Source organism: Mucilaginibacter sp. PPCGB 2223, from assembly GCF_001705515.1.
GTDB lineage: Bacteria > Bacteroidota > Bacteroidia > Sphingobacteriales > Sphingobacteriaceae > Mucilaginibacter.
Genome location: NZ_MDJS01000001.1, coordinates 2,063,292 through 2,089,584, shown reverse-complemented (window position 1 = coordinate 2,089,584; position 26,293 = coordinate 2,063,292). Strand labels below are relative to the sequence as shown.

At 46.3% G+C, this 26,293-nt stretch carries 20 protein-coding genes; 5 read left to right on the top strand and 15 right to left on the bottom strand.

Annotation, left to right across the window (positions count from 1 at the left end; all coding sequences use genetic code 11):
• Positions 1-9: 9 nt before the first annotated feature.
• The 3 genes from BEL04_RS09065 to BEL04_RS09055 all read right to left on the bottom strand — a co-directional run bounded on the left by BEL04_RS09065 (position 10) and on the right by BEL04_RS09055 (position 5,365).
• The gene (locus tag BEL04_RS09065) at positions 10-3,216 is read right to left on the bottom strand and encodes an efflux RND transporter permease subunit (protein ID WP_066002540.1); all 3,207 of its coding nucleotides are present in this window, start codon (positions 3,214-3,216) and stop codon (positions 10-12) included.
• Positions 3,217-3,311: 95 nt separating this feature from the next.
• Positions 3,312-4,592, bottom strand: a complete 1,281-nt coding sequence (locus tag BEL04_RS09060) for an efflux RND transporter periplasmic adaptor subunit (RefSeq protein WP_254659545.1) — start codon at positions 4,590-4,592, stop codon at positions 3,312-3,314.
• A gap of 155 nt (positions 4,593-4,747) precedes the next feature.
• Complete coding sequence (locus tag BEL04_RS09055; RefSeq protein WP_066003593.1) at positions 4,748-5,365, bottom strand: TetR/AcrR family transcriptional regulator; 618 nt, start codon at positions 5,363-5,365, stop codon at positions 4,748-4,750.
• 159 nt (positions 5,366-5,524) lie between these two features.
• Here BEL04_RS09055 and BEL04_RS09050 point away from each other — a divergent pair, with 159 nt between their 5' ends.
• Together BEL04_RS09050 and BEL04_RS09045 are read left to right on the top strand one after the other, a co-directional pair.
• Positions 5,525-5,974: a VOC family protein gene (locus BEL04_RS09050; RefSeq protein ID WP_066002537.1), complete on the top strand. Its 450-nt coding sequence runs from the start codon at positions 5,525-5,527 to the stop codon at positions 5,972-5,974.
• 94 nt (positions 5,975-6,068) lie between these two features.
• Complete coding sequence (locus BEL04_RS09045) at positions 6,069-6,407, top strand: zinc ribbon domain-containing protein YjdM (protein ID WP_066002535.1); 339 nt, start codon at positions 6,069-6,071, stop codon at positions 6,405-6,407.
• 10 nt (positions 6,408-6,417) lie between these two features.
• Here BEL04_RS09045 and BEL04_RS09040 read toward each other — a convergent pair whose 3' ends face one another.
• The 4 genes from BEL04_RS09040 to BEL04_RS09025 form a co-directional block, all read right to left on the bottom strand.
• Positions 6,418-6,831: a nuclear transport factor 2 family protein gene (locus BEL04_RS09040; protein WP_083227830.1), complete on the bottom strand. Its 414-nt coding sequence runs from the start codon at positions 6,829-6,831 to the stop codon at positions 6,418-6,420.
• A 249-nt stretch (positions 6,832-7,080) separates the two neighbouring features.
• Positions 7,081-8,700, bottom strand: coding sequence for a SulP family inorganic anion transporter (locus BEL04_RS09035; protein WP_066002532.1), 1,620 nt, complete (start codon positions 8,698-8,700; stop codon positions 7,081-7,083).
• A gap of 3 nt (positions 8,701-8,703) precedes the next feature.
• Positions 8,704-9,354 (bottom strand): hypothetical protein, encoded by a 651-nt coding sequence (locus tag BEL04_RS09030; RefSeq protein WP_083227829.1) that lies wholly within the window; start codon positions 9,352-9,354, stop codon positions 8,704-8,706.
• Positions 9,355-9,358: 4 nt separating this feature from the next.
• Entirely contained in the window at positions 9,359-10,006 is a 648-nt protein-coding gene (locus BEL04_RS09025; protein ID WP_083227828.1) for a trans-aconitate 2-methyltransferase, read from the bottom strand.
• Positions 10,007-10,165: 159 nt separating this feature from the next.
• On the opposite strand from BEL04_RS09025, the gene BEL04_RS09020 reads away from it, so the two are divergent.
• Positions 10,166-10,807 (top strand): Crp/Fnr family transcriptional regulator, encoded by a 642-nt coding sequence (locus BEL04_RS09020; protein ID WP_254659558.1) that lies wholly within the window; start codon positions 10,166-10,168, stop codon positions 10,805-10,807.
• A gap of 753 nt (positions 10,808-11,560) precedes the next feature.
• Here the strand turns inward: BEL04_RS09020 and BEL04_RS09015 are convergent.
• The 8 genes from BEL04_RS09015 to BEL04_RS08980 all read right to left on the bottom strand — a co-directional run bounded on the left by BEL04_RS09015 (position 11,561) and on the right by BEL04_RS08980 (position 22,222).
• Positions 11,561-11,839 (bottom strand): hypothetical protein, encoded by a 279-nt coding sequence (locus BEL04_RS09015; protein WP_139112967.1) that lies wholly within the window; start codon positions 11,837-11,839, stop codon positions 11,561-11,563.
• A gap of 215 nt (positions 11,840-12,054) precedes the next feature.
• Positions 12,055-12,897, bottom strand: a complete 843-nt coding sequence (locus tag BEL04_RS09010; protein WP_066002525.1) for an RNA polymerase sigma factor RpoD/SigA — start codon at positions 12,895-12,897, stop codon at positions 12,055-12,057.
• Between the two features lie 49 nt (positions 12,898-12,946).
• A complete protein-coding gene (locus tag BEL04_RS09005) occupies positions 12,947-14,470 on the bottom strand; it encodes a glycoside hydrolase family 32 protein (RefSeq protein ID WP_066002518.1) in 1,524 nt (507 codons plus the stop codon).
• Positions 14,471-14,496: 26 nt separating this feature from the next.
• On the bottom strand, positions 14,497-14,973 hold the full coding sequence (locus tag BEL04_RS09000; RefSeq protein WP_083227827.1) for a redoxin domain-containing protein: 477 nt from the start codon (positions 14,971-14,973) through the stop codon (positions 14,497-14,499).
• Positions 14,974-15,036: 63 nt separating this feature from the next.
• Positions 15,037-16,791 carry a RagB/SusD family nutrient uptake outer membrane protein gene (locus BEL04_RS08995; RefSeq protein WP_066002514.1) on the bottom strand — a complete coding sequence of 585 codons (1,755 nt, stop codon included), beginning with the start codon at positions 16,789-16,791 and terminating at the stop codon, positions 15,037-15,039.
• Positions 16,792-16,801: 10 nt separating this feature from the next.
• Positions 16,802-19,918: a SusC/RagA family TonB-linked outer membrane protein gene (locus tag BEL04_RS08990; protein ID WP_217493608.1), complete on the bottom strand. Its 3,117-nt coding sequence runs from the start codon at positions 19,916-19,918 to the stop codon at positions 16,802-16,804.
• Between the two features lie 55 nt (positions 19,919-19,973).
• Positions 19,974-20,882 (bottom strand): carbohydrate kinase, encoded by a 909-nt coding sequence (locus tag BEL04_RS08985; RefSeq protein ID WP_066003583.1) that lies wholly within the window; start codon positions 20,880-20,882, stop codon positions 19,974-19,976.
• 11 nt (positions 20,883-20,893) lie between these two features.
• Positions 20,894-22,222, bottom strand: a complete 1,329-nt coding sequence (locus tag BEL04_RS08980; RefSeq protein WP_066002510.1) for a sugar porter family MFS transporter — start codon at positions 22,220-22,222, stop codon at positions 20,894-20,896.
• Between the two features lie 336 nt (positions 22,223-22,558).
• On the opposite strand from BEL04_RS08980, the gene BEL04_RS08975 reads away from it, so the two are divergent.
• On the top strand, positions 22,559-25,345 hold the full coding sequence (locus BEL04_RS08975) for a substrate-binding domain-containing protein (protein ID WP_254659544.1): 2,787 nt from the start codon (positions 22,559-22,561) through the stop codon (positions 25,343-25,345).
• A 301-nt stretch (positions 25,346-25,646) separates the two neighbouring features.
• Complete coding sequence (locus tag BEL04_RS08970) at positions 25,647-26,270, top strand: RNA polymerase sigma factor (RefSeq protein ID WP_066002508.1); 624 nt, start codon at positions 25,647-25,649, stop codon at positions 26,268-26,270.
• Positions 26,271-26,293: the final 23 nt, after the last annotated feature.

Sequence of the window (26,293 nt, the reverse complement as noted above, 5' to 3'; positions counted from 1 at the left end):
TCTTTTTAATTAAGCGGTAAATTCCTGCTGTAACTCTTTAACCGCGTGGCCGTTCTGGTGCCCGTTATTTTCCATTAAAACCGCCATCGGTACACCGGTTACTTTTTCCTGCAACGCCTGGAAGATCACGAACAGTACAGGGATAATAAACAGACCAAGTATTACTCCCGAAACCATCCCTCCGGCAGCGCCAATACTGATCGAGTGGTTGCCCTGTGCCGACGGACCGGTAGCGATGCTCATCGGGAACAAGCCGAATACGAATGCCAGCGAGGTCATGATGATCGGGCGCAGCCTCAATTTGGCGGCCTCCATGGCGGCGGCAACCAACGGTTGCCCGGCCCTGCGGCGCTGTACGGCAAATTCGACGATCAGGATGGCGTTTTTAGCCAGCAGACCGATGAGCATGATGAGTGCTACCTGTACATAGATGTTATTTTCGATACCGGTTAAACCCAATACGATAAATGTACCAACGATACCTGTTGGGATTGACAGGATAACGGCCAGCGGCAGGATATAGCTTTCGTACTGCGCGGCTAACAGGAAGTAAACGAACACCAAACAAAGCACGAATATGATGGCCGATTGCCCGCCCGATGAGATCTCCTCGCGGGTTTGGCCAGAAAACTCATAGGCAAACCCCGATGGTAATTCTTCCTGGGCGGTTTGCTGAATGGCTTTGATCGCGTCGCCTGAGCTGTAGCCCGGTTTCGGTATTGCGTTCACTTCGATAGAATTGAACAGGTTATACCTCGATGCCGTTTCCGAACCATAAACACGGGTCAGTTTCACCAGCGTGCTGATCGGTACCATTTCGCCGGCTTTGTTTTTTACAAATACACGGTCGATAGCAGAAGGGTCGGTACGGTCGGCGATATCGGCCTGCACCACAACGCGGTAATATTTACCAAAGCGGTTAAAATCCGATGCCTGTGCGCTGCCGAAGTAGGCCTGCATGGTTTGTAAGATATCCTTCACACTCACACCCAACTGGTTTGCCTTATCATCATTTACCTCCAGTTGCAGCTGTGGATAATCGGCCTTGAAAGAGGTGAATGCATACGCAATAGCCGGTTTAGCCATCAGCTTGCCGATAAAGTTATTGGCCACGCCGCTAAACCTATCCAGCTTGCCGCCGGTTTTATCCTGCAATACCACGTCGAGCGCCTCCACGTTGCTGAACCCCGGTACCGTAGGGAAACTGAACACAAAGAAGCTGCCGCCGGTTATTGCACCCAATTTGCCACGCAACACGTTCTGTATCTCATCAATGTTTTTTACAGCACCACGATCTTCGTTTGGTTTCAACAATACAAAAAATACTGCTGCCGACGGGCTGGTAGAGCTGGTCAACAGGTTAAAGCCCGATATCGCGGTAACAAACCTTGCGGCAGGCAAGCTGCGGGCGGCATCTTCGGCCTGTTTCAATATAGCTGTAGTGTTGTGTAACGACGTGCCCGATGGCGTTGATACCGATACAGCGATGAAACCCTGGTCTTCGGTAGGGATAAAGCCCGATTTAGTGGTACTTACCAGGTAAACAGTTGCCGCAATGATCACAGCCAGTCCGCCCAAAGCAATGGCTTTCCGTTTGATGAGGAATTTAACGGCGCCCAGGTACCGCTCACTCATCGCGTTAAAGCTGTGGTTAAAGCCATCGTAAAACTTCTGTTTAAAGCTCCTGTTAACTACTTCGCCATCAGCTTTGATATGGCCGCTCTTTAAAAATAAGGCTGCTAATGCCGGGCTAAGTGTTAACGCATTCACTGCCGATATCACGATAGCGATAGCCATGGTAAACGCAAACTGGCGGTAAAATATCCCGGTTGAGCCAGTCATAAAGCCTACCGGTAAAAATACCGCGGCCATAATTAATGTAATAGACACGATGGCGCCGGTAATTTCGTGCATGGCCTTGGTTGTGGCTGCTTTTGGCGCCAGGTGTTCATGCTCCATTTTGGCATGTACGGCCTCTACTACTACAATCGCGTCGTCGACCACGATACCAATGGCCAGTACCAAAGCAAAGAGTGTAAGCAGGTTGATAGAGAAACCAAACAGGCTCATGAAAAAGAAAGTACCCAATATGGCCACTGGTACAGCGATAGCCGGTATCAGGGTAGAGCGGAAATCCTGTAAAAAAATCAGCACCACCAGGAACACCAGTATAAAGGCTTCCACCAGTGTGTGCTCCACTTGGCTGATCGATTCGTCGAGTGCAGTTTTAGTACGATAGAAGTTATTGTATTTGATGCCGGCAGGGAAATCTTTCGATGCTTTTTCCATCAGCTTATCTACGGCTATCTGTATATCGTTAGCGTTCGACCCGGCCAATTGTATTACGCCTATTGCGATACCATCGTGCCCATTCAGGTGGGTCATGCTGGTGTACGAGTACGATCCCAGTTCAACCCTGGCTACATCCTTGAGGCGTAGCACCGAGCCATCGGCATTGGCACGGATGGCAATATTCTCGTACTCTTCCGGCTTGGTAAGTTTACCTTTGTATTTGATCACATACTCAAAAACCTCTTTACTGCGTTCGCCCAATTTACCGGGAGCGGCCTCCAGGTTCTTATCCTGTATGGCGTTCATTACTTCGGCAGGAGTGATCTTGTAAGCTGCCATCTGCGCAGGGTTGAGCCATACCCGCATCGAGTAATCTTTAACACCTCCGAATATACTGGCCGAACCTACGCCCGGTATCCGTTTTAACTCGGGGATGATATTGATCTGCGCGTAGTTAGCCACAAATGCCTGGTCGTATTTGGTACTATCCTCGGTATACATACCTACGGCACCAATGAGGCTGTTTTGTTGTTTGGTAGTGGTGATACCCTGTTGAACCACTTCCGCAGGCAGTTGGCTGGTGGCCTGGGCCACACGGTTCTGCACGTTTACCGCGGCCTGGTCGGGGTTGGTACCTTGTTTAAAGTAAACGGTGATGGCCAGGGTGCCGTCATTACTGGCGGTCGAGCTCATATAGCTCATATTTTCCACACCGTTGATGGATTCTTCGAGCGATGGCGCTACCGACCGTAATACGGTCTCGGCATTGGCGCCCGGATATACCGCGGATACCAGTACTGCGGGCGGGGCGATATCGGGGAATTGCTGCAGCGGCAATTTGGTTAAGCCGAGTATACCCAGTATCACCAGTAAAATGGAGATAACGGTGGATAGTACCGGCCTTTCTATAAATTTCTTGAACATGGCTTTTTTGATTAGTTAGAAGCAAGACTCAAGACAAACTGTCTTTTTCTGTTTTTTTAAAGTCTTGATTCCTGATTCTTAATTCTTTACTCTGATTATTGCAATGCTGCTACCTTTTCGGCAGTTTTTTGGGGCTGAATAACGGTACCTTCCTGTAAATGGTCGATGCCGCTTAACACAATCTGATCGCCGGCTTTCAGGCCGCGGTTAACCAGATAATTTGTGCCGCTTTTGCCAGCAATACCGATGGGCACCTTTTTAACCTTGTTGCTATCGGCCAGGGCAAATACAAATACCTTATCCTGCATTTCGATAGTGGCCGATTCGGGCACGATCAATGCATCTTTATGCTGCAGGCCCAGGCGTACCTTGCCTGTATTACCGGCACGCAGCAAACCATCGGGGTTTGCAAAACTGGCGCGTATCGTGATCGCGGCGGTGGTTTTATCAAACTGGCCGTCGATCATATCTATCTTACCACTCTTAGCATAAGTGGTGTTGTCAGACAATAACAGGTTTACCGGTGGCAAGTGTTGCAGTTTATCGCCCAGTGTGGCGCCCGGATATTGTTCTTTAAAATCCACAAAATCCTTTTCGCTTAACGAAAAGTAAACGTGTACATCGTGCACGTCAGATAGCTGAGTGAGTTCCTGCACATCGGTCGGGCTAACCAGGCTGCCTTGTTTCTTTAACAAGCGACCTATATAACCGCTTACCGGTGCGCTGATGAGCGTATAGCTTAAGTTAATTTTTGCGGTCGCTACGTTGGCTTTAGCTTGTTCGATATTGGCTTTTGCGATATCATAAGCTGCTTTTGCCGCTTTTAGCTGGTAATCAGATATTACCTTGTTCTGTACCAGCGGAGTTAATTTATCGATCTCCAACTGGGCATTAGCTAAGGCCCCTTCGGCGGCGTGCTGGCTTGCCAGGGCATTGTTTAAAGCCGCGCGAAAAGGCTGTTCGTTAATTTTAAATAAGGGCTGGCCTGCTCTTACAAAAGCGCCTTCATCTACAAATACTTTGTCTAACGAGCCGCTTACCTGCGGGCGCACCTCCACGTTTACAACACCTTCTATAGATGCTGGATACTCCTGGTAAGTGGTATCGGTACCAGGTCGAATGACCGCTACAGGTAACGAGGGCGCAGGTGGGGCCTGTGCTGTTTGCGGCTTAGGCGCGCAACTGAATAGTGCTATGGCTATAATAGCTGAAAGGATAATTTTCATGATGGTTGTTTTTGATTGATTATTAATGGAACCTAAGGCAGCGTATGCGCCGCCGATATATATGGTATCAGTAGTGTCTGAGTGTTTATTGATGTTAATTTTATTAACACCGTTAATAAAATGATATGGATCGCAGTCGTTAATGGTCATGTTACTAAATGTTAAAATGATTGCCTGCTTAGCGGGCAGGTTTGTAATAATATTACTTAGTTAGATTATTTAACAGTGTTAAATAATTGTTATAGAAATGTTTAGTTTTCATAGGCAGATGGATTAAGTGTGAATAATAATTTTAATTAGAGACCTTAACGAAGCAAGTTCGCTTCAGGCTTGATAGAGCGGATAATACCGCCAAGGGCATCTTTCAATACCTCTTCGTTCATCCCGTCGGGCACACCCTGGCGCACCAGGTTAATTGATATCAGTCCGTGCACTACCGACCAGAATGTGTAATACCTTTTACAGATCAACTCCTCGGGCGGGTTCTCCATTCCTGTCAGTTCACCGATCACCTCCCAGATCATGTTGGCCGGTATTTCGGCTTCGGGTACCGAGTTGTCCCAAACGCAACAGTTTACCTCAATGCCAAACATCAGCTGGTACAGCTCTTTTTCGGCGAAAGCAAAGTTCCAATAGGTTAGCCACATATCCTCCAGTTGCTTTTCGGGCAAGCGGTGTTTTTCTTTTGCGGCCTTCATGTCTTTAGCCAGAATACGGTAACCAACCTTGGTCAGCTCCAGCATCAAAGCTTCTTTGTTGGCAAAGTATTCGTAAATAACCGGCGGAGTATATTCTATGATATCCGCAATCTTGCGCATACTCAATGCCTGCCATCCTTCTTCCCTCCCTATACGCATAGCTGCGTCCAGGATGTTTCTCCTGGTCTCTTCTTTTAAGCGTAGCTTTCTATCAGCACTGGCCATTTGTTTCACTGCTTTAGATTATCTAACAGTGTTAGGCAAATATACAGGTGTTTATTTAAAAGTTTATTCATGCGTTTGTCATTTAAAAATTGATGGCTTACAGAAAGCCGTGAATATTTAAGGTAATTTTATCTACCTGAAATTTATAACGACCAAATCATGGAAAAAGGCAAATTGATTATGCATAATATGGGTATCGTTGTGGAATCCCTCGATAGCGCCATCTCTTTTTTTTCAGAATTGGGCATGGGGCTTGAAGGACGTGCAATGATAGAAGGCGAATGGGCCGGCCGTGTAACCGGATTAGGTTCGCAATCTGTTGAAATTGCTATGATGGTTACACCCGATGGCAAAAGTCGTCTGGAGATTTCACGATTTATTACCCCACCTGTCCTCTCAGACCACCGGGCGGCTCCTATAAACGCTCTCGGTTATTTACGCCTGATGTTTACCGTAGAGAATATTGAAGAATTGGTATCAAGACTGAAAAAGCATGGAGCTCAGCTTGTTGGCGAGATTGTACAATATGAAAACTTATATCGGTTGTGCTATATTCGCGGAGTTGAGGGGCTTCTTATAGGTCTGGCGGAGGAGTTGAGTAATAAATAGTCCTTGTATTGCCAAAAGGACATTTAAACAGAAAAGACGCATCCCGGCAGTCCGTAACATTTGTTACCTTTGCAATTCAACCAATTGAATAGTCATGACTGAACTTGCACCTTGTCCGATCTGCCGATCCTCTTATACTTATGAACTGGCCAGCTTACTGGTTTGTCCGGAATGCGGGCACGAATGGAACGCTGCGGAAGAGCCGGCGGTTGATACGGCTTTTGTGGTAAAAGACAGCAATGGTAATACGCTGCAGGATGGCGATACGGTCGTCACAATTAAGAACCTCCCCGTAAAAGGCACCTCGCAAACCATCAAAGCCGGCACGAAGGTCAAAAACATCCGTCTGGTAGACAGCGATCACAATATCGATTGCAAGATCGAGGGATTTGGCGCGATGGCACTCAAATCAGCATTCGTTAAAAAAGCCTGATCCGGTAAGCTTATTTTTTTCCGCTGTTCGGGAAATTTACGCCCGGCCCGAAATAGCAGTCATTCTCGGTGATCCTGCCGTCCTTGAATTTAAAGTATTCGGTATTGCGGAAGACCCGGCCGTCATTGGTGTGACCGTTATAGGTCACAAAGGCATCATCGTTACCCATGATCACTTTCTCCAGGTCGAACCGTTTCGTATTCTTCGAGTTTGGCCAGCACCGCCGGTGGTAGGTTTCCAGATCAATAGGTGGCTGATCAACCGGGCTGCTGAAATGAAAGCCCGGGCTTAAAATAGACTTCAGTAGATTCCAGTTCTTTTGCTCATACGCGCGATAATAATTGCGGAGCAGTTTTTCATTCGTTTGGCTGTAGCCGCTGTGGGCGAGCACCAACAGGCAGGCCATCAAAAATAGCTTTTTCATGATCACCAAGTTAGCTATTTATGATGAGATAATGCCCTGTTTTTCACCTTATTGCTAAAAAAATATGTCGTTCAAAAATAGCGATCCCTTTTATTGGGATTGACATGAAGAAGATCAACCTTATTTACCCGACCGCTGCCGGTAGCCGGAACCCGCCCGGGCTCACCTGCCCGGAACCAGAAAGCGATCGCCACGGACCTTCAATGCCTTAAACAAGCTATAGCCAAGCAGATGAGCACGCAATGACTTTTACCCGGGTAGGGTCAGGTCATTCGCCCGCCGGAGCGCCTGCTCAAACGTATCCCTGATATTGCCTTTTCCGATCCGGAACAATAAACGCGCTTTTTTTAATTCATTGGTTACCTGCTCGCTGCCGATCTCGGTAAGGAGCAATTTAGTTCCCTGCCTGTTCATGGCGGCGTGGACCTCTTTTAGTACCCGGATACCCGTCGCATCGATCACGGGCACGTTCCGCATCCGGATGATGAGCACCTTCGGCGGCTTTTCGATGACTTTCATCGCCTCTTTAAATTTATAAGCTGCGCCGAAGAACAATGGGCCGTTGACCTCGAACACCTCCACACCTTTAGGAAGTTCGGTATCCAGCACTTCATCTGTTTGCTGTACCGAACTCGCTTGCATCATTTTCCGCAGGAACAGGAAAACCGCCAGGATCATGCCGATCTCGATGGCGACGGTCAGGTCCACTAAAACGGTCAGCCCGAAAGTGGTCAGTAAAACGGCCGCATCGCTTTTGGAGCCTCGCAGCACAGCCCGGAAGTTTTCCAGCTCGCTCATATTCCAGGCCACCACCACGAGTATCCCGGCCAGTGTGGCCATCGGGATCAGGGCGGCCCATTTGCCCACAAAAAGCATAACGACCAGTAGGATCAGCGCGTGGATGATGCCCGCAACGGGCGTCCTGCCCCCGCTTTTGATATTGGTAGCGGTCCGGGCGATGGCCCCGGTCGCGGGAATGCCCCCAAAGATGGCCGAACACATATTGGCGATCCCCTGGGCAATGAGTTCGGTATTGGAGCGGTGGTTCCCCCCGGTCATGCCATCGGCTACCACAGCGGATAACAGGGATTCGATACTGCCCAGCAGCGCGATGGTGATCGCCGGCCGTATCAGTTGCTGCAAGGTGCCAAAGCTGATGGCGGGTATAACCGGCCCCGGCAGCGAGGAAGGGATACTTCCAAAACGACTGCCGATCGTTTCGACGGGCAAATGAAAAAAGCTGACGGCAAAAGTGGTCAGGATGATGGCGATCAGGGAGCCGGGCACCTTGTGGGTGATCCTCGGCCACAGCAGGACCAGCCAAAGCGTGAGCAAGCCAATACCGATCGCATAAAAATTAGCAGAAGCGATATGCCCGCCGAACGCGATCCATTTACTGATAAAGTCAGCAGGGACGGCACCCATGTGCAGGCCCAGGAGGTCTTTGACCTCGGAAGAAAAGATGATCAGCGCGATCCCGGTGGTAAAACCGATGATCAGCGGATAGGGAATATATTTGATGGCACTGCCTAATTTGGTGATGCCTATAATGATCAGGATGATCCCGGCTATGAAAGTGGCCACGATCAGGCCGTTGATGCCAAATTGCTGGACGATACCGTAAACGATCACGATAAAGGCGCCCGTTGGCCCGCCGATCTGCACCCGGCTGCCACCTAATGCAGAAATGATCAAACCCGCTATGATCGCCGTGAAGATCCCCTTTTCGGGGGATACGCCGGAAGCGATGGCGAAAGCAATGGCCAAAGGCAGTGCCACAATCCCCACGATGATCCCGGCAACGGCATCCTTGTAAAACTGCTCCCTGCGGTAGTCTTTTAAAGTATCGATCAGTTTTGGTCTAAACATCACTTATTCTTTGATCCACATTTTCAGTACCCGGCTATACGTATTTTCCGCTAATCGGTAACCCGGAGGGACCTGGCTGTCCGGGGCGTGAAAAGTCACTAACCTGGTTTCGGGCGGTTTTTCGGACAGCATCCGGTAAATCAGCCTGCTGTACTCGTCATACAGTTCAAAGGAAACCTCCACGGCATGATCGATCCGGCTGTCCGGCTCCATATTTTCATAAAACGGGTTGTAGAAATAAAAATGGTCATAAGCGCCGAAATCCAGCTCTGTCAGGTTCCCGTGCATAAAGTGAACATTGGGCAGGTCCATTTCCGCTTTGGTGATCCCGGCGATCGTATGCAATTCGTTCCGCTGCTCGATCCCGCAGAAAGTGGTTTCCGGGTGAAAAAAGCCAGCGATCATGCAGAACTTGCCGACCCCGCTGCCGATATCCAGCACCCTGGCACCGGGGATCGCCAGAAAATCAGCCGCCTTCCGGGCAATAGCCACCGGCGTCCAGTGCATCGGGGAAAGCGCCTGGATATGTTCCGGGTAAAGTTCATCAAAGCTGGCATCGTTACGAAAAAGGGTAAAATTGAACAGATCGCTGCGCGTGGGCGGGTCTGTCCGGCGAGTTTGAAAGGGGCGTCGCAGTAAGTTCAGGATTTCCATAAGTTTAGCTTTTGACCCACATTTTCAGCAAGGTGTCGCAGGCGACGTTCACCAGCCGGTAAGCGGGCGGGACCTCTTCTCCCGAGAGATGAAAGGTGACCAGGCGGGTCCCGGCGGGCTTCTCTTCCAGGGCGTTGAATAGATAACGGGTATAATAGTTGTACAGGCTTTCGGATATTTCGATCGTATCATCGATCGGGTTTTCCGGATCGATATTCTCGTAAAAGGCATTATACAAATAAAAATGATCAAACTCATTAAAGTTCACCTGGGTCATATTGGCATAGATGAAATGCACGTTAGGCAACCGGGTAAAGCCTTTGGCTTCCTCGGCATGGTAGATCAGTTCATGCCGCTGTTCTACTCCGTACCAATAGGTTTCGGGGAACTCATAAGCGGCAGCCAGGCAGAATTTGCCGATCCCGCTGCCGATGTCCAGCACCCGGGCACCCGGTTCCGCCATGAACTTCGCCGCCATCCGGGCAATGGCAAGAGGTGTCCAGTGCCGGAGCGACAATAATTGCAAATGCTCCGGGTATAGCCAATCAAAGGCGGCGTCGTTATTGAACAGGCCCGCATTCGGCTGCACTTTTTTCGGCCCGGCCAGTCCGTCCGGTACCGGCGGGAAAGGAGAAGAAGGGTAAACTTTCATGATCCGCTAATTTAAGCAGTAAGGACACCCGGTTTACCGAAACAGGTCAACGCAAAAGCTGATTTTTATCAGTTTCCAAAATGCGTACCTTTACGTATGAGCCTGTCCGGAATTTTCCCCATTGACCGGTGGAATTTCACCACTGGATCCACATTGAGCGTGCTGTCCGATGCGGATCGTACCGACCTGCTGGCGCACCAGAGCGAACTGGCCTACCGGAAGGGTGATATGATCTTCCGGGAGGGTACCGTTCCCTCCGGAATCTACCTGATCCGCAGCGGCAAGGTCAAAAAATACAAAGTGAATAATCTGTCGAAGGAACAGATTATTTACGTAGCCGGACCGGGCGAACTGATTGGTTATCATGCTGTTTTGTCGGAAGAACGGTATCCCGATTCCGCCGCTACCATCGAGGACAGCCTGCTCAGTTTTATCCCCAAAGAGGATTTTACGGCTATTTTACAGCGCTCCCCTGTTTTTACCGCGCGCTTGTTAAAAGCTTTAAGTCATGAATTTACAGTACTGACGAACAGCATTTCCGTTATAGCGCAGCGGACAGCAGCAGAACGGCTGGCCATCGCTTTGATCGTGCTCCGGGAAAAATATAAAGAAGGATCAGCCGATCAGGATATTGTGCTGAACATTTCCCGGATGGACCTGGCGAACATGGCCGGCATCGCCGAGGAGAACGTGATCCGCTTGTTAAAAGAGTTTAAAGCCGAAGGCATCATAGAAACGGATGGCCGGAAGATCGCTGTCAAAGACATCGGGCTACTGGTCAAAAAATCCAATTATCAGTAGGGGTGAAAAGTCATCGCTAAGAAGTGGCAAATGAAAAGCAAGTCAAAGTGATACTGGATTTTCTTTACTTACCCGCTAAAATGCATCGTGGCCAAACTTCCGATGTCCAATCAGATAATTCTCCTGAAAGGGAAATCGAACATGAAATCATTATTTGAAGTAATTAATGGTCGATATAATCACTTTGTCATGGAATAAGGTTCGATATTTACGAAAATATCGAAGCGCTCTATGGTTTGAAATTTCCTCTTAAAGCACTAAAAAACAGTTGGTTAATAAAAATAAAAAAGGCGACAATCAAATTTGATCGTCTCCTTAAGTGAGCATGGCAGGCATTTTTTCCGAAAATTTCGCAGAAGACTTACAAGCTATTATTAAGATTCAGGAGCCTGATCCTGAGTAAGTTGTGGCTTTTTAGTTTTTGTGAACAAAATATGGCTATGGTGTTCGATGTAAATCAGTTTTTCATCACTTATTATTTTAATAAATGATCTATGACGAAAGATCTAAAAATAACGACTAAACTTTAAATATAATTCCGACCACTGTTATCGAGGCGCCGTTTAGACACATTTGCCTTTGAATACCTTTTGTAATGGATTTATATTAAGCTGCGCCGGGGAAACGCAATTTGTCAATATCGATACCTATACGCAGAAAGGCCGGGGAAATACCCTGCATTCTTTGAATTAAAACAGCTGCAGGCCAGCCTCCTGATGGGCCAGCAGCCGGAAAGATAGCGGCTGTTTCTTACTATTTATTCCCGTCAATTTCTTCCTGTCCATCATTTCCGGACACCCGGTATTCCCGTCCCCTCCGCTGAAAATTATTACCTCTGCTTTGCGGCTCCTTTTCTTTCGCCTGTTTCAGCGCAATCTTTTTTCCGTATACTTCCTTTTCGTTCAAAGCCGCGATAGCGTACGGTATGTTTTGGAAAAGCGGGCAATACGCGCAAATAGCTTGGGCGATCAAATTATTCGAGTTGGCGCTTTTGATCTCAAAGGCTTTCACATTGTTTCCTAAATCTATCATGAGGTGAACCGAGGTCGATTCATACGATGTTATACCTCCTATTGCTTGCCGTCGTCGTAGCATGGGGCAGATAAAAAGGACCTGTTAATAGCAACTGATGCAACGGCGAACTGATCTTTAATTTAACTTGGTGGAAAAGTGTCATCAAGCTTGGCATTATCCACTGCCAGTTGATTTTCTTTATTAACAAGATTGTAACTTTTGGGTTATTACGTTTATTCCAAAAGATCACGGCTGATAAATTTTCGAAGTTTAACCAGGGACTGCTCTTTAATTTGCCTCACCCGCTCGGACGTTATTCCGCAAGATCCGGCAATTTCTTTAAAGGAACGGGGCGTGTGATTACCTAATCCGAAATGGAACTCTAGTATTTGACGTTCTCTTAAATTTAAGTTATTTAATAAATCACGGACTATTGTTGTAGAATATTCTCTGTTTAAACCGTCGTCAGCAAAAGTAGTGTTATCCGATAACTGGTCCATCAGATCAGATTCCTTTTGATCATTTCCCGCAGCACAACTGGGTTGTTCGATAAGTTGACTCCGCAAGACATTCGCAATGGTTTCTACATTATCATCTAAAGCTTCAGCCAGTTCAGCTGATGTCGGGACACGTAAATGCTGCTGTTCAAATAAGGCGGTGAATTTCCTGATCCCGTTTAATGTGTTCAGTTTGTTGTCAGGAAGCCTAACGATAGTGCCGTGGTTTGAAATGGCACTGGTAATCGACTCGCGTATCCACCAAACAGCATATGTAATGAATTTATGACCCTGGTCTTTGTATGTTTTGGATGCACGGATCAGACCGATATTCCCCTCATTGATGAGATCTTCCAAAGGCAGGCCTCTGAACTGATATTGCTTGGCTATTGTTATGACAAAGGCTAAGTTATTGATGACCAATTTTTTTTGATGGCGGGCTAAATTGAACTCCGTATTTTGAACTCCGTTTTTTGAGCAGGTGTCCCTGGATTTATTTAATTGGCCGACTTCTGTCAGATATCTGTTAATGGATAAAACCGATCTGTCGGTGATAGTAGGTACTCTTTGATAAAGCATAACTTGATATTGTTAGGGAATGCTTCTGACGGATAGCTTTTAGTTACATTTAATTATCGGCCCATATCGATTTTAACGCGGTTAATTCTAACTGTTTCATGTACAGCGTATCTGAGCTTTCAATTGTTAGGTGGTTATAAGGTTCTGCCGAAAAATATATGGCGGTCATCAGCGTAAGGCCTTCATCGGCAAAGAGCTCAACTGATGCCCGGTCAACAACCAGAACCAGATCCGATTTCTTGAATTTTGAAAGCCTGGGTGCCGTGGACAACCCGGAAAATGAACTTTGAAAGTTTGCCTTCCCGGAGTTTCCCCGATCGATGAAATAATGGTTGGATTTTTCATCATAGCCAATAACTAAATAGTTACCCTTATTGTTAGCTAATCTGATCCGGTAACTCTTTAATTTGCGCGTATTGAACTTTAAGATGAATTGACCCGGCAATTCCCCGGTATCGAAACGATCACGAACATAGCTATTAGGTAGGTTCACCCTTTTTAATACAGTACCCTGTAATTCTTTTACCGGCAGCGATGCTAATAAAATCTGTCCGTCTATTTTTTTGAGAGATAGTTCACGCGGAATAGTCATGGCGCTGCGCCATTCTTTTGTAGGCACCAAGTTGGCGTATTCCCAATTGCTCATCCATCCAAGAAATATTTTCCGATTTCCCGTATTACTCCAGGTAACTCCGGCATATTCATCCGGGCCGTAGTCCAGCCACCGCGTTTGCTGGTCATCCGGCACAAATTTATTACCGTCAAAATCACCCACAAAATATTGGGTTGCCGAGCCCCCATTTGGCCCTCCCGGGTTTAGATTGACAATTAACACCCAGTGCATAATGCCATTTAGCGGCAAAGGGAACAAATCAGGGCATTCCCACACACCGCCGTGGGCACCGACGTCTTTCCCAAATTCGCTTTCCTTTTTCCAGTCCTTCAGATCAGGAGATGAAAAAAAAGTAATGTGGTCCATTGTAGCCAGGGTCATTATCCATTTCTTTTGCGGTCCGTACCACATCACCTTGGGGTCGCGAAAATCTTTTATACCGGGGTTCTTCAGCACTGGGTTAGCCGTATATTTGATCCAGGACAAGCCTTCATCCAGGCTGTAAGCAAGACTTTCATTCTCGAAATTGGTTTTTCCGGCTTTTTCTCCCACAGGGTCATGGTGGGTAAAAATCGCCACCATGGCTGTTTTTCCATCCTTTCCGAAGCCTGTCGTATTGTTGGTGTCTACCACGACACTGCCAGAAAAGATATAACCCAGGCTATCGGGGTATAAGGCTATCGGTTGCTGTTTCCAATGGATCATATCCTTGCTTGTGGCATGCCCCCAATGCATCGGTCCCCAGATAATATTATGAGGATAATATTGGAAAAACATATGGTATACCCCTTTATAATACACCAATCCATTCGGATCGTTCATCCAATTTTTTTTCGGCGAAAAGTGAATTTGTGGCCGGTACTGCTCATTATAGCTATGTGCAGGAAGAACCTGTGCGATGCCAATGCCATGTATGATGACAAAAATCAACGCAAACATAAGTAGGGACTTGTTTTTCATAGTCAAGCGCGATCAGGTAAGTGAGATCATAATTGTTTAAATATCCGGAAAATGTTTTCCGGATTGTCTTCGTAGATCAATATGGTTCCGGTTTCTGAATATAAAAACATCGACGGGTACTTTCTTGGCCTGAACTTGATCAGGAAATCATTTCTCGGGTCCTGCAACAGCATTACGTTTGGTCTGTTGATCAATTCTTTGCCATAAGTTTTCATGAAATATTGCATCTTATCCTGACTGTCCAGGGATACTAAATAGATCATGGCGTGATTAAACTCCTGGTAATGCTGACCGATAGTGGCTATTGCCCTTTGGCAATGATCGCAATCCGAATCAAAAAAAACGAAAAAAGCCTTTTTACCTTTTTGAACATCTTTATCCGTGAACGGCTTTTTGTTGAAATGATAAAAAACAAAGCCAGGTATAGCTTCAGCCGGTTGTTGTGCAAAGGTATTCTTGAAGAAAGATATAAAAAGGAAGAAAATGATCAATCGATGGCTCATGACTGTATTTTAAAAGCGTCGGTCTGCTGGCAGACCGACGCTGGTCAGCTATTTATGTAAGGGCTAATACCCGTTGTTTTGGGTATAAGCCCCATTGGTGAACTGTATTTCCTGTTGGGGGATGGGGAAATATTCATGTGTCCCCTTGGTGAATTTTGCATTGGTTAAAAAAGGGCGCCTTGATTTTTCAATAGCAAAGTAAGCGTTCAATGTTTCGGCTGCAACTCCCCAGCGTACCAGGTCAAAGAATCTTGGGCTTTCCATCGCAAATTCAACCCGTCGTTCAAAACGTAAGGCTTTACGCGCTGTGGCCTGGTCCCAAACAGGGATATTTACACCGGGCAAATAGGTCGAGATACGGTAATTTGACGGGTTGTTGCCGCTGGAATTTTTTAACAAAGCGGTACTGTTTGCAGCGCGTGTCCGGATCTGATTGATCAGGGGGAGCGCCGCTGCCGGGTTCCCCAATTCGATTTGTGCTTCGGCCTGCATTAACAGCACGTCATCATACCTTATAATATCGAGATTGACCGAGGTGCCATAAAATGGCCCAACTTTGCTAAAACAGGCGCAGGTAGCGAGTTGCAACTCTTTCATAGTGCCGAAGCCTCCGTAAATGCCCGCAGCGCGTTCCCAGCTATGGGAATACGGAATGGCCGGGTTGTACTTGAAAGGGTGCCCGTCGATCGCGATGGTATGATCGAGTCGCGGGTCAACACCGTTGGTCTGAAAATCAGCAGCATTAACCATTTCCGTTCCAGGCGTGTTGAAGGTATCGAATAACGGCAGTCCGTTAACATCTGTTTTAAATGCATTGACCAGATTTTGAGAAGGGATGTGGAAAGCGCAGCAACCGTATTGTGGCGCACCGGCAAAGTAATTCAGACTGGTTGCCATGCTCAATCGCCCAAATGCTGTTCCGTCATTGATGGAGTATTGTATGGCAAATACCGACTCTGGCCCATTATCGTAACCGTAAAGGAAGTTTTTGGCATAATCATCATTCAAACGATAAATTCCGGAATTGATCACGTCGTTGGTCAAACTAACCACCTGACTGAGTTTTGTTGCGTCAATTCCTGTGACATTGTTTTTATCATCCTGCGTATAAGCCTGGTAAAGCCTGAGTTTAGCCAGGTATGCCTTAGCTGCAAGTTGGTTCGCCCGGCCCGGTTCGCCGGGCTGTGTTAAAGGAAGATCGGCGATAGCGGTTTGAAAGTCTGAGGCAATCTTGTCCCAAAGCTGATCATTGGTAAATTGACGGTTTGAAACTTTGGCAATCTGATCATTGGTCAGCGTTTCATCGAAATACGGTATGTATTTAAAAAGAACTTTGAGCAGGAAAAACATGTGTCCCCTTAAGAAACGCATTTCTCCGATCCTTTTTGTCTTGTTGGGGAATTGCGCAGCCGTCAAACTGTTCAACGCCCGCAAAGCGGCATCGGCTCTTGAAATCGCCCCATAACAGCGCGTCCAGGTTGCGGTAAACCCGTCATTGCCGGCACCGTTATTGGAAGGGTTAAGCAGATAGAACTGTTCATAAACATCCATTTGGAACTGATCTGATACGCTGCCGCCACCTTTATAAGCATCGTCCGAGCGCACGCTCCCATATTCCCACATACTGGTGATCGGTCCGTCCCAAAAGTCATTGCCGATAGCGGCATAGGCCGCGGTACATAATCCGTCAACTTGTGCCGGTGTACTGGCCTGATCGATGCTCAATGCCCCCTGTGGCTGATAGTCCAGGAATTTTTTACAACCGGACACCATAATAAGCGCCGCGATAATAATTGTTTGGTTTATAATTCTTTTCATGATTATAGCGTTAAAAAGTGACGTTCAGACCAAAAGTTACTGAAGTAGGGATGGGTACATTATCAACGTTACCGCCCACTTCCGGATCCTTACCGGAGTAATCCTTGGATTTAAATATGGCTAAGTTCTGCCCCAGAAGATAGAACCGGATATTTTCTATCTTAAACCGGCTGGCGATCGATTTTGGCAGACTATAACCGATCTGAATATTCCTGATCTTAAAGTAATCGCCGTTAACGATGTAAAAATCAGAGGTGCGATCCTCGTTATTTAAATTGAGCAATGATAACGCCGGAGTTTTCGATCCGGTATTCTGCGGTGTCCAGGCATTCAGAACCCCCGGGCCAAAGTTATTTCTGACATCAATGAATGACCCGAAGAATTTGGAGTTATCAAAAACTTTTTTGCTGGCCACGCCTGAGCCGAAGATCGAAAGGTCAAATTGTTTATAATTAAGGGTGATGTTTAAACCATATTCCAAACCTGGGAGCGAGGTGCCTAAAAAGTCCTGATCGTTGACGTCGATTTTACCATCGCCATTAAGGTCGGCGTATTTGATGCGGCCGGGAGCAGCACCGGCTTGTGTTGGAGAACTGTTCACCTGCGCCTGACTTTGAAAGATGCCGTCCGTTTTATAGCCGAAAAACGAATATTGCGAATGACCGATGATCGGATGATTGATATCGCCCGGATATGCCGCGCGAACTGATGCCGGCAATGCCGTTATCTCATCGTGAAAATGGCCAGCGTTCGCAGAAATCATATAATTTAGCCCGCCATCCGTATGATTTGCATAGGACAAAGTAAACTCCCATCCTTTATTGCTTTTCGAAGCACCATTCACATATTGTAACTGACCTTCGCCCACTGCGCCGGCAACGGGCGGTTGGATCAGAATATTACTGGTATTCCTGCTGAAGTAGTCAAAGGTACCGGTGATCTTATCGTTAAATAAACCGAAATCGATACCCGCGTTTATTTCATCTGTCGACTCCCATTTCAGATCTGGATTTGCAGCCTGTATCTGAACGTAACCTGAAGGTAAAGTACCGGTATTGGCTCCATTCAGGTCATAAGCCGTACCGGTATTCAGCCAGCCGCCGGGGAACACCCCAAGCGGTGCCGCGATCGTACCGTAATTAGCCTTAAGCAACCCATAGCTGGCCAAATTCCCGATCTGTTGGTTACCTACGCGCCCGACCCCTGCCCTGAGCTTAAGATTGGAGATCTGGGAAATATTTTTCATAAAATCTTCCTGATTGATCCGCCAGCCTGCGGTTACCGCAGGGAAGAAACCGTAAGGATTGTTGGAGCCGAAGCGTGAAGAGCCGTCACGGCGAATAGTCGCTGAAAGCAGGTATTTTCCGGTGTAGCTGTAATTTATCTTGGCAAACTGGGACAATAAACGAAACCCCGTAGCGCTGCCATTGTTATTGATCGTTCCTGAGCCGGCATCAAATTGGAAATAACTGGGGTCTGTAAGCGCAAAATTTTCACGGTAAGCGCCAAATGTCTGGTAGTCATCTTTGATCGCTTCTGTACCGCCGAGGAAATTCAGTTTACTTTTTCCGAATTCATAATTGTAGGTGACCGTATTGGTCCAGGTGGTTGTCAGTTCCTTCCCTTGCTGTAACGCCAGGCTGTTAACGGATCTTACCGGGCCTTCATTCCCAACCAGTAAAATCGTCCTGGTCATGTCATCTGCATAATCAAAACCGATGCTGGTTCTGAACACCAGGCGCTTGATGGGCTCGATCTCGGCATAGGCATTACCGAAACCGATCAACTGCTGATGGGTATTATCCTTGTTCAGAAACTGCATATCTACCGGGTTATTCCGGTCGGAATAACCGGGGCCGATCGGCCCGCCATAGCTGCCGTCTGCTTTGTAGAGCGGAATAGTGGGTGCCAGTGTAAGTGCCAGATTTGGAGTAGATACGCCGCCGACGTCCCTGACTGCCGTAACTTCCGAGGAATGGCTCACTAATAAATTCTCGCCTATCCTCAGTTTCCCGTCGAACGCTGAAGTGTGGGCATTGATCCTGCCATTGTATCTTTTGTACCCCGTAAAATCGATCAGGCCCGTATTGTTATAATAGCCAAAATCTAATAACATACCGCTTTTGCCATTTCCTGAAGCAATAGTCAGGTCGTTTGCGCTAATGTAAGCTGTTTTATACAATGCCTTCTGCCAGTTAGTATCGCCCACTGGTTCCGAAGCCGAGCCACCAACCAGGGGATTGATGTTGACCTGGTTCAATACCGGGTTCTTATAGTCATTATTCCAGTTGTAAGTGTAGATATTTGGCAAAGTCAGATTGGGATCCGTACCATCATTTACCGCTGCGCGCCAAAGTGCCTGCGCCCTTTGCTGCGCGTTCAGTACCGGTGTTTCCCAGGGATTAAGCGTTTGCGCCGTGTAGCTTGTGTTCAAAGAAATGTTCACCTTGTCCTTAGCGGAGTGTCCGTCAATCGTGGTTACAATGATCACGCCGTTAGAGGCCCTTGAACCGTAAATCGAGGCGGCCGAGGCATCCTTTAAAACCTGTATGGAGGCTATTGAGTTTGAGTTCAGGGACGAAAAAGCTTCGTAGCGGGTGGTGGGTACGCCATCAATAATATACAACGGACTGGCATCGCCAAGCGAATTAACGCCCCGAATCAGGATCTGCCTGTTGTTGGCTCCTGTAGGTGAGCCGTCTGTCGAAATGTATAAGCCCGGCACATGCCCCTGCAAGGCCAATAAAGGGCTGCTGGATGGCACATTCTTGATGTCCTTGATGTTGACAACGGAAACGGCGCCTGTCAGATCTTTTTTTCTTTCTGCGGTATAACCGGTCACCACCACCTCGTTCAAACTATTACTTTCTGAATCCTTAAATTGAACCTGCAAGTCTTTGATATCCGATGTGACGACAATATTGATCGTTTTTAATCCTATATACGTAAACCGGATCGTCTGTCCATTTGCTGCCGAGACTTTAAAAACCCCGGTTGCGTCAGTAAAGACAACTTTCTGGGTTTCTACAACCACCACGGTAACTCCGTCCATAGGTTTGGATGAGTTGTCTTTGACAATTCCCGTAATGATGCGGGATTGTGCATATCCTTTACTTATGACCATCATAAGTAACGAACAAATTAGTAATAGTTTTCTCATTGAATTTAATTTATAGATTGGTCTAATTGTAATATGCTGCTGTTATTTGTTGATATTCTTCTATTTTGTAATCAGGGCAACCTCCTTTCTTTGTGGCGATGAAAGCCCCCATGGCTGCGGCGTGTTTGATGGTGGTCATAGGATCATTATTCAAATAATGGTTAGCGATAAACGCGGCTAAGAACGCGTCGCCGCTACCTATGGTGTCCTTCACCTTTACTTCTTGGCCCCAGACACGGAAAGCTTCGCTATTTTTATAATAAGAGGCCCCGAACTCCCCCTTGGTCACAATGATCTCCGGTATCCCAAAATGTTCCTGGATGAACTTGACTTGTAAAGCTTCATTGTTGAAAGAGCCGCCAAACAACAACTGCGCGGTTTCCAGCTCCGACTCATTAAATTTGGCAATATCAGCCTTGAACAGCAGGGTTTCCAATATGTCGCGGTTAACAAATGGCGGCCTGAGATTGATATCGAATACCTTCTTTGAGTCGGCTTCCAGTACGTCCATCAGGGTATCCCTGGAGATCTTGTTCCTGGAAGCCAGGCTACCAAAGATCAAATAGGACGAAGGCTCCAGTTGTGCTTTGATCTTATTGCTTTCTCCAATAAAATCCCAGGCCACGGGAAACAGGATATCATAGGATACCTCGTTACCGTTGTTCATACGGGCAATCACTTCACTGGTCGGATGGACCGTATCTTTTTGCAGCAGGCCTTTTTTAATGTTCCAACCATCCAGCAGCAGTTCGAGCTTTTGTCCGTTATGATCATTCCCGATCCGGGTGGCTATGCTGGCTGCTACCCCCAATTTATTCAGGTGATAAGCCACATTGAGCGGCGCACCGCCAGGTAGGGGCCCGTCGGGGAGCATATCCCAAAGAATTTCACCAAAGCAAATAGCCGGTGTCCGGTTAATAGTGTTATGCATGATCATTTTGTTTAATGTATCAGGATATTGGTTTCGATCTGCTCCAGTGATTTGCCTTTGGTTTCGGGCATCAGCTGCCATACAAAAATCAGCTGTAGCACCATCATGGTTCCAAAAAAGGAAAAGGTAACCGCTCCACCCAAAGTCTCGGCCAGGTATGGGAAGCTGAAGGCGATGATCGCGGCCATGATCCAATGGGTCGAACTTCCCAATGTCTGTCCTTTCGCCCTGACTTGATTCGGAAATATCTCCGAAATAAATACCCAGATAACCGCCCCTTGCGAAAAAGCAAAGAAGGCGATGAAGATCATCATATAGATGGGAATGGAAAACCCGCTGAAATGGCCGGTGTAAAAGGTGTAAGCGACCAGAAACAAAGAGGTGATCAATCCTGCCGAACCGATCAGCATCAACGTTCGCCTGCCCACTTTGTCTATCACATTGATCGCCAGCAAGGTGAAAATGAAATTGATCATCCCGATGCCTACAGTTGACAATAAAGAAGAATGTGCGCCTAGCCCGGCCATTTCAAAGATTCTTGGCGCATAATAAATAATAGCGTTGATCCCGGACACCTGGTTAAAAAAGGCGAATAGCACAGCAAGTATCACCGGTTTTTTATATTTAGCGGAAAAAAGCCCGGTATCGCCATCCTGATCAACGCCCAGTTTTGACTGTTGGATAGCAGCCAGTTCCTCATCGCAATTTAAGGGAGTGATAACCCTTAATATCTTCAGTGCTTGTTCCGTATGGCCTTTTTTTAAGATGAGCCACCGGGGGCTCTCGGGGATAAAGCGGATCAATATCAAAAATATCAGCGCTGGGAGGGCCTGAACACCCAGCATCCATCGCCAGGATGCCTCGCCGCCTTGGCTGATCAAGTAGTTGGAACGGTAGGAGATCAGTATCCCCAGCACCACGTTAAATTGGAACAACCCTACCAGGCGCCCCCTGTTACCAGACGGAGATACCTCTGATATATAAATAGGCGCAGTGACCGATGATGCGCCTACCCCTAATCCACCCAAGAACCTGAAAAGGAGGAATATATACCAACTGTCTGTTAAGGCGGTACCCAGAGAGGAAACCAGATAGGCTGCGGCTACAAAGTATAGCGTTGGCTTTCTGCCGAAATGGTCTGAGGGTTTGGAACCTAAAAGGGAGCCGATAACAGTACCGATCAGCGCTATTGAAATGGTGAGCCCGTGTTCAAAGACCGAAAGCTGCCAAAATTGCTGGATAGATTTTTCAGCCCCGGAGATGACAGCCGTATCAAAGCCAAACAAAAAGCCACCAAGCGCTACGACCATGGACCAAGCCAGGACAAGATTCTTATTCATAATATAATGGGTATTATTGGTTTACAAGACGAAAGTAACCGGGTTAGGTACATGCCGTGATTGATCCTGTAACAATCTTCTTCATTTTTTGAACTGTTTGTAAATGGCTGACAAACAGCTAAATAAAATTAAATACGAAAAGTATTTTCCGGCCATCTTCAGCCATGTTACATGTAATCTCTGCTTATGTTACATTTGCTGCCCTTTGTTAAAACATCGGCCCGGGCCGACAATTTGTTATCCGCATTCTTTATATGTAATTTTAGATCAGATTTTTTGCTAACCAATTTCCCTGTGCCGCGGCACTAACTTTTCACGATTAAGAACTACTGAAAGATGGGCCTGAAGTTTTCATCCATTATGCGGGTCAGCTACGCTTTATTATGGGCGTTGCTAATGACCAGTTCTCTTAGCTGCAAGCATGTTGATAAAAAAACAGAATATTTGATCGGTTTTTCTCAATGTGTCGGATCTGATCTTTGGAGACAAACGATGCTGGAAGAGATGAAACTGGAGCTTTCCCTGCATCCGGGAGCTGATTTTATATATGCTGATGCGGAGAACAGCAGCCAAAGGCAAATTGCCCAGGTCAAATCGATGTTGGACCGTGGTATTGATCTTTTGATCATTTCCCCGAATGAGGCGCGACCCCTCACCGCGATCGTAGAGCAAGCTTATAACAAAGGCATACCGGTGATCGTGATTGACCGTAAAACGACCTCTTCCTTATATACGGCGTATGTTGGAGCAGATAATTACCAGTTAGGGCGAATGGCAGGTACTTATATAGGCACGACATTAAAAGGCCATATCAATATCTTAGAAGTAATGGGCCTGCCTGGTTCATCGCCGGCTATCGAACGGGATCGCGGACTTGTCGACGGAATCAAACCATTCAGCAATGTGACTATCCGGTCAAAATTATACGGCGACTGGCTCAAGGTAAACGCCAAGGCGAGGTTGCTGGATGCCAAGGCTGAACTGCCGGGGATCGATCTCATCTTCGCACATAATGATATGATGGCTTCAGGCGCAAGTGAGATCTTGCACCAATTCCATTTATCTGAAAAAACCAAGGTGGTGGGAATAGATGCTTTACCTGGCGCGGGAGGCGGGTTACAAATGGTTGCTGATAAAAAACTGTATGCCAGCTTGCTTTATCCGACGGGTGGGAAAGAAGCGATCGTGACCGCCTTTCATATCCTGAACAAGGAACCTTTCGCAAGGGAAAACATTCTGGAGTCCCTCGTGATCGATTCCAGCAATGTCCAATTGATGAAAATGCAATGGAACCGGATCATTAGTCAGCAAAGGGATATCGAAAAGGAAAAAAACCTGCTGGAAGAGCAGGAGTCTATTTATAATAACCAGCAAACCGTTTTAGATGTCATTGTAATTGCCTTAGTATTTACAGTAATTTCCTGCGGCCTGGCTTTTTATTTTCTGGCAGAGAACCGCAGGGCTAACAGAAGCCTCGAGGCCAAAAATGCTGAGATCCTTTCTCAACGTAACCAATTGATCGATCTTTCCGTCAAGGCAGAAGCCGCTACTGAAGCCAAGCTCAATTTTTTCACCAATATATCACATGAGTTCCGCACACCACTGACATTGATTCATTCACCTTTAGAGGACCTTTTAAAAAACGATAAGTTATCGGCTACGGTGGGGAAACATCTTAAAATGGTTCATAGGAATACGAGCAGGCTGCTGCACTTAGTTAACCAGTTGATCGATTACCGAAAAATAGAGTACGATAAACAGCAGTTAAGGGTATCCGAAAACAATATTGTTGAATTTATCAGGGATATCGTTACAAGCTTCAGTCAGCATGCCCGTAAAATGCATATTGATCTTCGTTTTTCTACCGAAGCAAAAGAGATCGGGGTCTGGTTTGATCCGAACATGCTGGACAAGGCTTTTTTTAATCTGATCTCCAACGCGATCAAGTTCAGTCAAAAAAAAGGACAGGTGACTGTCTCCATCTATCAGGGTGAGGGAAGTATACACATCGACGTGACCGACAATGGCATAGGGTTAGCGCCGGATGAAATGGAAAAGATATTCGATCAGTTTTATCAGGCTGAACATAACGATAGAAGGGGGTCGGGCATTGGTCTTGCGTTATCCAAGGAAATTGTCCGGTTACACGGCGGCAGCATCCGCGTAAAAAGTCAAAAGTGGAAAGGCGCTACTTTTACGGTGAACCTACCTCTTGGCGACAGCCACCTATTGGCTGTACAAAAAGATGAACAATCGTTTAACTTTTCAGATATCAGATCAAAAGCAAGCTATTATCAGTTTGACGAGTTGCAAACAGCTAACCTGAAAACGCTTGACGTGTTTAGTCAGCCCAAAGAGCATTCGCTACTGATCGTGGAAGATAACCCGGAGTTATTAGCCTACCTGAACGAAATATTTATAGATGAATATGAGGTATATACCGCCACAAGTGGTAACTGCGCTTTAACGGAGGCTTATGAGAAGGTGCCAGACTTGATCATTACTGACGTTGTGATACCTGGATTTTCAGGTAAGGTATTAGCTGAGAAAATAAAATCTGATCTGAGGACCTCACATATACCTATCGTACTGTTGACTGCGCAGGTCACACTGGAGCAGCAGATCGCAGGCATACAAGCCATGGCTGATATTTATATTACAAAGCCTTTTAACCGGGAATTTTTATTGGCCAGCGTAAAAAATCTGATCAAAAACAGGGGAATTTTAAAGGAACATTTTATCAGTGATATTAGTCCTGCAGAAAAGTTACCGGTCGTTCACGGTCTTGACAAAAAGTTTTTAAATGACTTTGCGGGGATCGTTGAGCAAAACCTCAGTAACGATAAATTTAACGTGGACGATATTTGCAAAATAATCGGGATATCCAGGATACAGATTTACCGTAAGGTTAAGGCATTGATGGGATGCAGTATTACAGATTATATCCTGAACCGGAGATTGAAGAAAGCAAAATATCTGCTGAATAACGAAAATCACACCATTGCCGAGATCACTTATATGGTCGGTTTTTCCAATCCAAACTATTTCGCCACTGTATTTAAAAACAAATATGGTTGCACTCCAACTGACTTTAAGAAAAAGCAATGGCCAGGTGAATTCTAAAGACAGAGGAATACCTATAACATCCAGTTTTTGGTATGCTGTTGCATGACACATAATAGGATTATTGAACCAATTAGAGTTACCCAATGTAAGATTATCCGGTTGAATTTGCATCTTTAATTTTTGGGGTGGAAACGCTCATAGCATATAACTCAACTGTATGCGAGCAAGTACTATGTATTGTGCAGGCGGCGACCCAGTCAATAATAATCTTGAACTTCCGAGTACAAAGCCATTGCCGTAATTAGGTTTGGTTATATTACTTTAACAATTCATTAATGCAAAATGGTATATTTGGACTATGGCGGAGCGTTTGAAAGAGACATGGCATCAATTTATTGAAGGCAACCATGAAGCTTTAAACGATCTGTATAAACAGCATTACCTGGGTCTGATTAATTACGGCATTAAACTAACCGGCGACAGGCAATACGCTAATGACTGTATTACTGAAATACTGTTGGCCTTGTGGGAAAAACGTAGTAGGCTGCCTGAAGTGGATAATGTACGAAGTTATTTGATGAGTTGTTTGCGGACGCTTGTCTTTCAAAAGTTCAGATCGGAGAAGCTAAGGGAAACTAAAGAAACCATTGCACATTCGCTGATCGTTCAGGAAGAGTTGCCTTATGAAGAATATATTACAAGCCTGCAAACCGATAAGATAGTTAAGGAACGGCTGCAGCAAAGCCTAAGTAAGTTAACGGAAAGACAAAAAGAGCTACTACAATATCGCTTCTTTGATAACATGGATTACGACGAAATTGCCTTAAAATGTGGCATTTCAAAAAGAACGGCGTACAATATTATCTACGATGCGCTTCAAAAACTCAAAACCGACTTAAGCAGGGAGGGAAATAGTGATTATTTGTACTCTATGCTTCTTTTTTTTATCAATTTTATTGCAATAGATCAGTTTTTGCGTTGATTTTGGCAATAAAACCAATCTGT